Here is a 10,750-nt window from a genome sequence, read left to right as displayed (position 1 = left end):
CCTACGTTCTCTTTCTGTCAGGTTAAATGTGCTGTCAGTCAACGACATTTGTTGACTATTATTTGATACAAAAGCCATGCGAATCACCTCGATATTTGATATTTATATTTTACCAAATGTTCGGATGAATTGATATATCGTGTTAAATTTTCAAGGTACAAATTTATATCAAAGGTCAATGACCTTTTGACACCCTAATCTTCATAGGAAAGTTCTACGACCTTCCCTATGAAATAAAAACGCTCCGCGGGTTGTGCACAGATGCGTAAGGAAATTATTTGCCTGCGGCAAATTGCATCTGGCACCCAAAGTTGTCAAGCCCCTCAAAGAGTGAGGGAGGGGTTGGGGTGTTGAAATGGACTTGCCCACTTTGTTCTTTCAAATAATAAATGGGGGTATTAAAAATGAGCAAAAAGGTAAGAAAAAGTCTTGCAGTCCTTGCGGCTTTTGTGCTGATGATATCATTTATCGCAGGAAACGATGCGTTCACCAATGTCTATGCACAGGAAGCAGGAACAGAGACTGCATCAGAACAGATTACTTCTACAACAGAGCAAAAGACCGTTACAGAGAGCAATACAGAAAAAAACAGCCGTGAAGTCCGTAAAACAGGCATCAGAGCCTGCAGTGACAAACGGTGATTTCTCCAAATACTTAACTAAATTTGCATTTACAGACCATTTAGGAAATGCGTTCACAGAATCTCATCCTGTCACCAAAGACAGCAATGTGATCATCAGATATGAGTTTAAGATTCCGAACGTGTTCCATTTAGATGGTCTTAGCGGCGTTGCGCAGAAGTTGAATAATTAACAGGCAGGCGCTGTGGAGGAAGTTCCGAACTGGACAGTAAATAACAACGCAACCATCACAATAAAATTTCCGAAAACTTTGACACAGTCTAATATTGAAGGATTTGGACAGGAGTATCGGACCGACTATGAGCCGGAAGTGACAAAGAAAAATCCTGGAGTTACAAAAAAAGGAGCCCTGAACAGAGAAGACCAGACCATCACATGGACGGTCAACGCCACACCGGATAAGGGAGACAACAATCTGGAAGGATACATTCTGACAGATACATTTGACAAGAAACAAGTCTTTGTAAAAGGCTCTATGGAGTTAGACGGAACAAAGACTGCTGACCCTGAGCTCATTGACAATGGATGGAACTATAAGTTCGGAAAGATCAGCAATGGTTCCCACACGATTACTTATAAAACAAAGCTTACAGATGAATTTTTTGAAACCGATTATAAATCCAGCTATGCTAAAGATATGTCTGCCAGTGCAGCCAATGCTGTGACAATTAAGACAGGGGACGGCAAAGGCGAAGCTTCGGCAAATGCTTCTGTACAGGCAGGGAACTTCCTGTCACAGTGACAGATAAGCTTCCGCAAGGAACCTCTCTGATGGAAGCAGAAGGACAGCTGACCGTAAAATACGGCGGAAAAACGGCGGTGAACCTTAAGAAGGCGGCTAGCAGCACACCTGATGTAAATGAATACACATATGATGAAACAACAAGAGAATTTAAAGTAACGCTTGATCCAAAGTTCAACAGTGATTTTGTATATGTAAATTATAAGATCTGGCTGGATACTCAGGCGGCTGTAAAACAAGGAAGTGTAAGAAATACGGCAGTCATGACGGTTGGAAATCACGTAAGCATTTCCGATTATGAGGATTCAAGCTGGGGAATTGGATATCAGGAAGGAAAGCTGGGACTTTCAAAGTCAGGAGCTTTTGCAAGAGTTGGGGATGATAATACCATAAAATGGACAGTCACTGTCAATAACAATCCAACCAAAACAGTGAATGGAGACATTCAATTTAAAGATGTGCTTCCGGAAGGGCTTGAATACATTGCCGGATCTTTTAATGCTAACTATAAGGGCAAGAATGAAAAAAATGTGCAGGTAAACGGAAACGAATTAATTTTTACCATAAAGGATCTTGGAAAAAACAAATGTACGATCACATATACAACCAGGATTAAGGGCGGAGCCCTTCAGTTCACTCAGAATGCAAATGGGAGCTCACCGGCAATTTCTTTTAAAAATCATGTGTATCTCGAATGGGACGGAAACAAACAGGACATTACAGGAACAGGTTCCGTAAATATCCAGACTTTTGTTCCCAAGAAGGGAAGCTATAACAGCAGCAAAGATGAATTCAATTGGACGATCTGGCTCAGGTCAAAAGACGTTTATATCCATAACATGGTTGTCACGGAGAAGCTGCCGGAAGGCCACAGACTCGTAGAGGGAAGCCTCAAATACGGAAAGACAGTTCTTGGAACAGAGAAGAGCGCAGAACAGCCTTACTATGAGGTAAGCGGTAACAATATTATTATTTATTTTCCGGAACAGATGCTTCCGACCGATCAGAATGATCTGACCCTGAGTACCGTTACTGATGAGACAAAGGTTGAGACAAAACCCGAAAAGGTAAGTGCAGTTAATGAAGTCAGCGTACGGGCAGACGAGTTTAAAACGGAGCTGACAGCGAAAGCTGCAGTAAATGTAAACTATACGCCGGACGTAGAAAAGACCACTTCTTATAAAAAAGGAAATTATGTAGAGTGGACCGTAAACGTCAACAAAAACCATGCGGTAATTACAAAACAGAAGGCTGAGATCACAGACCAGCTTCAGTCGGGACTGACTTACAGAGAGGGATCTGTAAAGCTGATCGATGTGACGGCAAACAATAAACTGATTTCCGGAATGGAGACAGATTATGATGATGTTTCAGGCAAGATCGTGTTTACATTCCCGGACGGATTGGATTTAACTCATCAGTTTGAAGTAGTCTTTATCACAGACGTTACATCTGCCACAGGAAATATTAAAAACACAGTTACCTTTGATGCGAGTGCCAAAGAGACCAAGGCAACCAGCGGCAGTGTTCCATTGATCTTAAGCGGAATGAACAGCGGCCTGACAGGTGACAACATTCGTTTTATCTTAAATAAAACAGATGCAGAAGATAATGCTCCGCTGGAAAATGTAGAATTCCAGCTTTATGACCATAACAGAAATGAAGTTGGAAGTGTTTTAAAAACGGATAAAAAGGGACGAATTGCGTTTGATGCCGGGCTGAAATACGGCAACACCTATTATCGATGATTATGTACTGGACGCGGCGGAACACAAATTAGTGATCGGAGAGAAAGAGTCTGACGTAGTTCAGGTTCCGTTCTCCTTAAAAAGGCGAGCAGTGAAGATGCTCAGGCTCTTGAAGGAGTAGAATTCAGCCTTTACAAAGCAGACGGAGAATTAGTGGCTCAGGGGCTTAAGACCGATGCACAGGGGCAGATCAGATTTGATTATCTGGGGCTTGGAACCTATTATTTCCAGGAAACTAAAGCGCCGGAAGGCTACAATCTGGATGCAGCCACAAAGAAAGCGCTGGGGGGGAGCTGAGCTTCAGATCATTAAGATTCAGGAAGACGGATCAGAATTAATCGTTGAGGAGTGGACATCAAAAGAAGAGGCACACGTGGTCACAGGAAAGCTTGTACCTGGAGAAGAATATGTTCTAAAGGAGACAGAAGCCCCGTTTGGCTATGAACTTGCAGAAGATGTGAAGCTTCCAGTAAATCAGTGACAGAATCAAGGGTTTCCAGAACCGGAGACAGTTCACATACAGCTGTTTACGCTATAGTGGCTGTGTGCGCGGCAGGTGCCGTTCTGCTGCTTCTCAGGAAAAAACATAGGAAGTAAATAAGAATAATCTAAGGATACCAGTGAAGCACGATTTGTGTCTGGTATCCTTTTCTGTATCATAATGAGTTCTTTCAATATTACTTGTTTTTGGTATATAGGACGAGGATGCATATATATATTATAATATAAAGTAATAAGGCGGGTGTGACTGTGATTGTTTCGCTGTCCGGCATTATTATCCCTTTAATTTTATTCATTATACTCTTGTATGGAATGATCTCAAAAAAGGAAATGTATCAGCCGTTTCTGGAAGGAGTCCAGGATGGATTTAAGGTAGTCATGGAAATTGCCCCTACCCTGATCGCACTGTTTTTAGCTGTGCAGATTTTCAGGACGTCCGGAGCGCTGGAGCTTCTTGTATCTGTATTGAGTCCGGTGGGACAGCTTTTAAAGATTCCTAAGGACGTGCTTCCGGTGATCTTTGCAAAGCTGTTTTCCTCATCGGCAGCTACGGGGTTCCTTTTGGATATTTTTAAGAACTTTGGCCCTGACTCAGCTCAGGGTGTCATGTCATCAATTATTTTAAGTTCCACCGAGACATGTTTTTATACAATGTCTATCTATTTCTCGACCGTACATATCAAAAAGACCAGATACACCCTGGCAGGTGCCCTTCTGGCAACCTTCGCAGGGGTAATGGCGAGTGTATTTCTCACCGGGATGCATTAAAAAACGGGAGCCGGAAATCATTCCAGCTCCCGTTTTTTAATTGTTTTTCGTCTCATAGTAATCCCGGAAGTATTCCATGATCCGTATCAGAAGGCATTCTTCATCTTCGTCTAAACGGGAAAGTACATCTTCCAGCATCGCGCGGTGAAACTGCCTGTGATGGTCATAGGCTTCCTTCCCTTTGTCAGAAAGCGATATATAGACGATTCTGCGGTCCTGCTCCCCGCGCCTGCGTATCACATAGCCTTTTTTCAAAAGGCTGTTTATGGCGATGGTCAGTGTTCCTACCGTGATGTTCAGGGCTTTTGCGATGGAAGACATATTCTTCGGACTGCCGGTTCCGATCGCGTCGATTATATGCAGTTCTTTGTTGGAAATGTCCTTGAACTCCTCTGTGATGACCGCTTTTTCCTCCTGGTAAGATATTTCATGGAAAAGGTTTACCACAATGTCGTTCAGCTGCTCTTTGGTCACGGTAAGAATTCACCTCACTTTTATTTTACATGGTTGTGCGCTTCGCTGATCACTTTAGCCAGAGCTTCTTTTGCCTCAGTAGGAAGGGCATTGTATCCTCCGTCTTCTGTATCTTTCTCAAAGATGAAATTCAGGCGTTCCGTCATTCTTGCTTTCAGTGTATTGACATAGGTCTCATCGTCGAAATCAGGGACATATCCTTCAACTTCGATCGTTTCCATGTTGCTGAACGGTCCCCAGGGCTTTAACTGGGCGTTGCCCTCCACAACCTGTTCCAATACAGACAATGTAACACCAGGAGTGATATCCTTGCCCATAAAGTCGCCGGTATTTAAGATATAACATTCTACATGGCGGTCCTTTACAAGAGAACGGAACTTGTTGTAATCATCCACAAGAGGATAAGTACGGAACGGGTTTGCATATGGTTCTACGACCAGACGGTTCGGGTCTACTCCAGGTGCCAGGCGTTCTGCGTTGGTACGCTTTGTGGCAAGGGTGGCACCCATGACTGCAGCCAAATGTGAACCGTTGACTTTGATGATCGGCGGAATGGTAGGATCTTTCATAATCCAGAAAATACCGTTAACCGGAGATTCAATCTTGTCTACACGGTTTGGTGACCAGAGTTTAGACTTGATTGCCCGACCGTTGCCGTTTCGGATGTCTTCAGTGACAAGGACAACATTGCCCTTGTCATCTCTCGTTGCAGAACAGTTCTGTGCCGTGAGGAGATACCTGTTGTCTTCGCACCCGGTGGGGTAGTCGGAGGTCTTGTCAAAATAAGTAGGCTCCATGGCGATGGAAGAACCGGTTTCGGTGTTGATGATAAAGGCATCGTCGTGGAGGACGGTGATATCGTATTTATTATTGTGTACGGCGTGGGTCAGTGTTGATTTTCCTGATCCGGACAGACCAAAGAAAGATGCAACATAGCTGTGGTTCGGACTTAAACGGTATTCCTTCTGTCCGCCGTGGCAGGAAGCATAGCCATTTCTGTTGGCAATCGCCCAGGCGATGGTAAGAGTACCTTTTTTATGTTCTCCAAAATAACGCATTCCAAGCAAAGCTGCGCAGTTGGTCTGGGTGTTGAAGTAAGTAAGTCCGAGCGGATGTTCTGGGTGGCTCCACTGAGGATCGGAGAAAATATAAATATCAGACTCGCTGCCGATGGCACGGGACCTTTTATACATCTTGTTATATTCATCAGACTCATACTGGAAATTAAGCATCCAGGAGTACAGGATATTTTCCTCTCCCTCCGGAATCAGAAGGTGTGCCTTAACCATAAATTCCGGGTCTAAGCCGATGTAGACTTCTGCGTGGTACATGGTCTTTTTGCGTGTATCGTAGATCGCGTCCATCACTTTTAAGTCCAGATCGTTGGTATCCACGTTCGGACTTCCCGCGATCCTTCTGGCTGCCGCACAGCGTCCGGTGACGGAGCCGTCATTGAACAGCAAAACTTTTGTGTCTTTTTTCAGGCCGAACTCTTCTCCGCGGTAGACCGGCATGTCGGTGACAATGGTTCCCGGAGAATTTTTAGCAAGCTCATATGCCTGCTTCAGGTTTACCACCTCAATGACGTTGTTGCCGTAAAATGCGGCCTCAATGATGGAACGGGTCTTTGAAAAACCCGGTTTTCCTTTTCCAATCTCGTCATGGGCGTAGCGTGCTTTTGTTGACATAATCTTTCCTCCTAAACTTATGTGTTTTGCAGGTACAAAGATCGTACCCGGATTTACAGGTTTTCGTCGATGCGCTGTCTGAGTATACGAAAGCTGTTAGGTCCGGCATCTAATATGATTTTATGAAAAACTTTTTCATCATAAGCATTTTCAGATTTCTCTTTATAATAATCTTTTAATTCCATGAACTCCAGATAACCGATATAGTAGCATAAATAATTGGCCGGATTCTGGATGACATAGCGGTAAAGGGCTTTCATGCTGGAGGTACTGATGGTTCCGTACTGCTGCATATATTTGACTGCCTCGTCAACACTCCAGCCTTCATAGTTGACGCCCATATCCACTCTGGCACTCAGAGCCATATTGTACAGATAATTGTCCGGCAAAAGCTTCTTTAAAGGCTCAAGTTCCTGTTTCATATCGAGGTAACTGTAAGAGTCCATCTCCACGTAGGTGGCCCAGCCTTCGTTGTATCCCGGATAATCCAGAATATAACGTATCGGATGTTCCTTTTTGCTGTGGAAATAAGTGGTCTGGTACAGATGCCCGGGATAGCCCTCATGAGCCAGCGTCGGGTACAGGGATTCCTGGCCGGTCTGTGCCTTGTTGACATAAATGACGTTTTTCTTATAGTCATCGATGGCAGGAATCATGTAAAAAGCCGGGCTTGAGTTTTCTTCCAGAGAAGAATGGACATATTTGATGTCACACTCTACTTCGGCGGCAGCAGGATACTTATCTTTTATTTTCTGCTTCAGCTGTGACAGGATCTTCGATGGTTTTTTGCTTGAATATTTATTCAGATCTAAATCTAAAAAAGCATGGTAGATGGAGGGATCTTCTTTTATGATCTCTGTCATCTCTGTCTGAAGGTAAAGAAGGTGTGCTTCGGTGGCCTTGATCATCTGAGGCACGGTCTTGTCAGAGCCGGTTTTATAGGAGGCGAGAGCAGAATAATAGGACTTCCCATTTTTGAAATGGGCATAGCCCTGCCTGTTCTTTCCGTTTCCTTTCAGGTTCTTCAAATCACTGTACAGATTCTCATAGGCCGGAATCACTTCTTCTAAGATCAGGCGGCGGTTTTCCTTCCGGTAATTTCTCTTCTGGTTGGTGCTGAGGTCTGAAACCGAATCAATATTTGTGTTGAACACTTCGATCATATAATTGTGGTCGGTGGCCCTTGTAAAATCATTGATTTGTTTTAAGACGGCATCGGCATCCGCATCTGACATGAAATATCCCCGTTTGACCTGTTCCTTTTCGTAGCGGATGACCGTGTCGAAATAGGAACCGACTTTGGAGAGCAGAGAAAGGTAGGTTTCTACATCTTCCCTGGTTCTTAAAGGGTATTCGCACAAAGTCACGGGAAGCTGGGCCTGGGAGCCGAGAGTAGGGCTTAAAACCGTCTGAAGATAGGGGTAAGGTGCCAGTTTCTGCTGGCGCTTAAAGTAATCCATGAGATAATCATAAGACTGCTTCTGACTCTTGGAGAGTATTTTGTAGTTGAAACTCTCAAGCCTTTTTAACTCCTTCTTACATTGGGCTTCTGCCTGGTCAAGGTCTTTTAAGTCGATGTTGCCCAGATCGGCCTTTTTGGCTTTGATGCCGTAGTGTTCCGGATGTGCAAGGGTATAATGCAGATTGACCGTATTGGAATTGACGTGTTCCTTGAAAAGCTGGTTCAAATAGGAGTCAAACTTCTGCCGGTCCGATGCTTTGTCTTTGGTGGATTCTGATTCTTTCGCTGTGGAGGGATTCCCGGTGTCCGATCCTTTGGAACAGCCAGTGAATGCCACCATGACAGCCATGGTAAATGCAAGAAACTTACGATATGTATATTTATGCATAAGAATCCTTTCTGAATAGAATCTCTTAGATACTATTATACTATTTTTTAAAGGAAAAAAATAGACTATCTTTGCAAGATGTACTATAATAAAACACAGTATAATGCGAAAATGGAGGAGAAACATGAGCAAGGAACCATATTATATAACAACTGCGATTACTTATACATCTGGCAAGCCTCACATCGGGAATACTTATGAGATTATCTTGGCAGACAGTATTGCCAGATATAAAAGAATGGAAGGCTATGACGTATTTTTTCAGACCGGAACCGACGAGCACGGACAGAAGGTAGAATTAAAAGCCGCTGAGAAGGGTGTGACGCCGAAAGAGTTTGTGGACGACGTGGCAGGGGAGATCAAACGGATCTGGGATCTGATGAATACTTCTTACGATAAGTTTATCCGCACAACGGACGCGGACCACGAAGCTCAGGTACAGAAGATTTTTAAAAAGCTCTATGAACAGGGAGATATTTACAAGGGACACTATGAGGGACTTTACTGTACCCCGTGCGAATCCTTCTTTACAGAAAGCCAGCTGGTGGACGGCAAATGTCCCGACTGCGGACGGGAAGTACAGCCGGCCAAGGAAGAGGCGTATTTCCTGAAACTGAGCAAATATGCGGACAGGCTCATTGACTATATCAACGCTCATCCGGAATTTATCCAGCCGGAGTCCAGAAAAAATGAGATGATGAACAATTTCCTGCTTCCGGGACTTCAGGACCTGTGCGTGTCCAGGACTTCTTTTAAGTGGGGAATCCCGGTAGATTTTGATGAAGGACATGTAGTATATGTATGGCTGGACGCCCTGACCAACTATATAACAGGGATTGGATACGATTGTGACGGAAACAGCACAGATCAGTTTAAAAAGCTCTGGCCTGCTGATCTTCATCTGATCGGAAAAGATATCATCCGGTTCCATACGATTTACTGGCCGATCATCCTGATGGCCCTTGACCTTCCGCTTCCGAAGCAGGTTTTTGGACACCCATGGCTTTTGCAGGGTGATGGAAAGATGAGTAAGTCCAAAGGAAATGTTTTGTATGCAGATGATCTGGCCGAGATGTTCAGTGTGGACGCAGTGCGTTACTTTGTCCTCCACGAGATGCCGTTTGAACACGACGGTGTGATCTCATGGGAGCTGATGGTTGAGCGTATGAACTCTGATCTTGCTAACACCTTAGGCAATCTTGTGAACCGCACCATTTCCATGTCTAACAAATACTTTGACGGAGTCGTGGAAGATAAGGGTGTTGTGGATGAGTTTGACGACCAGCTGAAAGCTGTGGTTACCGGTGCCAGAGATAAGGTCCAGAAAAAGATGGACGTGCTCAAGGTGGCAGATGCCATGACAGAGATTTTTAATGTATTCAAGCGCTGTAATAAGTATATTGATGAAACCATGCCGTGGGTGCTGGCAAAGGACGAGGCAAAGAAAGATCGTCTCGCCACGGTATTATATAACCTGGTGGAAGGTATCTTAACCGGAGCGGCCCTGCTGGAGCCATATATGCCTGAGACTGTGGAGAAGATCTTAAAACAGCTGAATGCAGAACCCAGAAGGTTTGAGGATCTGACTACATTTGGTCATTATAAAAGCGGTACGAAAGTGACAGAAAAGCCTGAGATCCTTTTTGCGCGGCTTGATGAAGAAGAGGTGCTCAAACAGGCGGAAGAGCTGATGAATAAGCAGGCACAGGCGGCAGCAGGTCCTGTGATCGACATAGAGCCAAAAGAGGAGATCACCTTTGACGAATTTGGTAAGATGCAGTTCCAGGTAGGTGAGATCATTGCCTGCGAGGAAGTCAAAAAGTCCAAGAAGCTGCTTTGCTCCCAGGTGCGTGTGGGAAGCGAAGTGAAGCAGATCGTTTCTGGGATCAAGGCCTATTATAAGCCGGAAGAGATGGTCGGCAAAAAAGTCATAGTCTTAGTAAACTTAAAGCCAGCTAAGCTTGCAGGAGTGCTTTCTGAGGGAATGCTGCTCTGTGCAGAAAATGAAAAAGGAGAACTGGCTTTGGTTGTGCCTGAAAAAGATATGCCGGCAGGGGCGGAGATCTGCTAGAAATATTGGGAAAAGGACCTTATGTATATGTGATCCTAAAAAGTTAGAATTTATAGCGAAGTGGTTATTTACTGCTTCGCTATTTCTTTATGCCATTTGGCTAGCAGGTATTTTACAGGACTTAACCAATAAAGACTCTTCTTGATTCTTTTGTATTATTAAATTTTTAATATATCTTCTCAATTACTTTTTTCAATTCTGCATTACGGAAATCTACATACCCACAGTCCATGTTAAAATTATTATTTTCTGAGATTTTCAATTATT

General features: G+C 44.0%; 11 protein-coding genes and 1 pseudogene. 9 read left to right on the top strand and 3 right to left on the bottom strand.

What is annotated here, in order from left to right; all coding sequences use genetic code 11:
• The first annotated feature begins 404 nt into the window (after nucleotides 1–404).
• From CI597_RS15875 to CI597_RS15855, 8 genes and pseudogenes are all read left to right on the top strand, one after another.
• Nucleotides 405–641 (top strand): hypothetical protein, encoded by a 237-nt coding sequence (locus tag CI597_RS15875; protein WP_024728957.1) that lies wholly within the window; start codon nucleotides 405–407, stop codon nucleotides 639–641.
• Nucleotides 595–813 (top strand): hypothetical protein, encoded by a 219-nt coding sequence (locus CI597_RS17860; protein WP_143266097.1) that lies wholly within the window; start codon nucleotides 595–597, stop codon nucleotides 811–813. Before CI597_RS15875 ends, CI597_RS17860 begins: the two co-directional genes overlap by 47 nt.
• A 12-nt stretch (nucleotides 814–825) precedes the next feature.
• Nucleotides 826–1,383 carry a hypothetical protein gene (locus tag CI597_RS15870; RefSeq protein WP_024728956.1) on the top strand — a complete coding sequence of 186 codons (558 nt, stop codon included), beginning with the start codon at nucleotides 826–828 and terminating at the stop codon, nucleotides 1,381–1,383.
• Between the two features lie 29 nt (nucleotides 1,384–1,412).
• Nucleotides 1,413–3,131, top strand: coding sequence for an isopeptide-forming domain-containing fimbrial protein (locus CI597_RS15865; RefSeq protein WP_024728955.1), 1,719 nt, complete (start codon nucleotides 1,413–1,415; stop codon nucleotides 3,129–3,131).
• Nucleotides 3,132–3,254: 123 nt separating this feature from the next.
• Nucleotides 3,255–3,428 (top strand): annotated as a pseudogene (locus CI597_RS18040) (prealbumin-like fold domain-containing protein); the annotation flags it as partial.
• A complete protein-coding gene (locus CI597_RS15860) occupies nucleotides 3,394–3,612 on the top strand; it encodes a prealbumin-like fold domain-containing protein (RefSeq protein ID WP_143266096.1) in 219 nt (72 codons plus the stop codon). The pseudogene CI597_RS18040 and the gene CI597_RS15860, both read left to right, overlap by 35 nt.
• Complete coding sequence (locus CI597_RS19780; protein WP_129702095.1) at nucleotides 3,609–3,728, top strand: LPXTG cell wall anchor domain-containing protein; 120 nt, start codon at nucleotides 3,609–3,611, stop codon at nucleotides 3,726–3,728. Before CI597_RS15860 ends, CI597_RS19780 begins: the two co-directional genes overlap by 4 nt.
• Before the next feature lie 147 nt (nucleotides 3,729–3,875).
• Nucleotides 3,876–4,400: a nucleoside recognition domain-containing protein gene (locus CI597_RS15855; RefSeq protein ID WP_024728953.1), complete on the top strand. Its 525-nt coding sequence runs from the start codon at nucleotides 3,876–3,878 to the stop codon at nucleotides 4,398–4,400.
• A 36-nt stretch (nucleotides 4,401–4,436) separates the two neighbouring features.
• Here CI597_RS15855 and CI597_RS15850 read toward each other — a convergent pair whose 3' ends face one another.
• From CI597_RS15850 to CI597_RS15840, 3 genes are read right to left on the bottom strand one after another with little or no spacing between them, the layout of a single operon-like run.
• A complete protein-coding gene (locus CI597_RS15850; RefSeq protein WP_024728952.1) occupies nucleotides 4,437–4,874 on the bottom strand; it encodes a MarR family winged helix-turn-helix transcriptional regulator in 438 nt (145 codons plus the stop codon).
• Between the two features lie 20 nt (nucleotides 4,875–4,894).
• On the bottom strand, nucleotides 4,895–6,562 hold the full coding sequence (locus CI597_RS15845) for a phosphoenolpyruvate carboxykinase (ATP) (protein WP_024728951.1): 1,668 nt from the start codon (nucleotides 6,560–6,562) through the stop codon (nucleotides 4,895–4,897).
• Nucleotides 6,563–6,615: 53 nt separating this feature from the next.
• Nucleotides 6,616–8,412, bottom strand: a complete 1,797-nt coding sequence (locus CI597_RS15840) for a DUF885 domain-containing protein (RefSeq protein ID WP_235824661.1) — start codon at nucleotides 8,410–8,412, stop codon at nucleotides 6,616–6,618.
• A gap of 124 nt (nucleotides 8,413–8,536) precedes the next feature.
• Between CI597_RS15840 and metG the strand changes: the two genes are divergently transcribed.
• Nucleotides 8,537–10,483 (top strand): methionine--tRNA ligase, encoded by a 1,947-nt coding sequence (metG, locus tag CI597_RS15835; RefSeq protein ID WP_095143008.1) that lies wholly within the window; start codon nucleotides 8,537–8,539, stop codon nucleotides 10,481–10,483.
• The last annotated feature ends 267 nt before the right edge of the window (nucleotides 10,484–10,750 follow it).

It is taken from the genome of Anaerostipes hominis (ex Lee et al. 2021) (assembly GCF_002270485.1).
Classification (GTDB): Bacteria; Bacillota; Clostridia; order Lachnospirales; family Lachnospiraceae; genus Anaerostipes; species Anaerostipes hominis.
Note: the sequence above shows the minus strand (reverse complement) of the source record. Positions and strands in the feature narration are given on the sequence as shown.

Bases quoted from the DNA above. Each gene is read 5' to 3' on its own strand.
- CI597_RS15865 (WP_024728955.1), top strand. From the start codon at position 1,413: ATGGAAGCAGAAGGACAGCTGACCGTAAAATACGGCGGAAAAACGGCG.
- metG (WP_095143008.1), top strand. From the start codon at position 8,537: ATGAGCAAGGAACCATATTATATAACAACTGCGATTACTTATACATCT.
- CI597_RS15860 (WP_143266096.1), top strand. From the start codon at position 3,394: ATGCAGCCACAAAGAAAGCGCTGGGGGGGAGCTGAGCTTCAGATCATT.
- CI597_RS15845 (WP_024728951.1), bottom strand. From the start codon at position 6,562: ATGTCAACAAAAGCACGCTACGCCCATGACGAGATTGGAAAAGGAAAA.
- CI597_RS15875 (WP_024728957.1), top strand. From the start codon at position 405: ATGAGCAAAAAGGTAAGAAAAAGTCTTGCAGTCCTTGCGGCTTTTGTG.
- CI597_RS15840 (WP_235824661.1), bottom strand. From the start codon at position 8,412: ATGCATAAATATACATATCGTAAGTTTCTTGCATTTACCATGGCTGTC.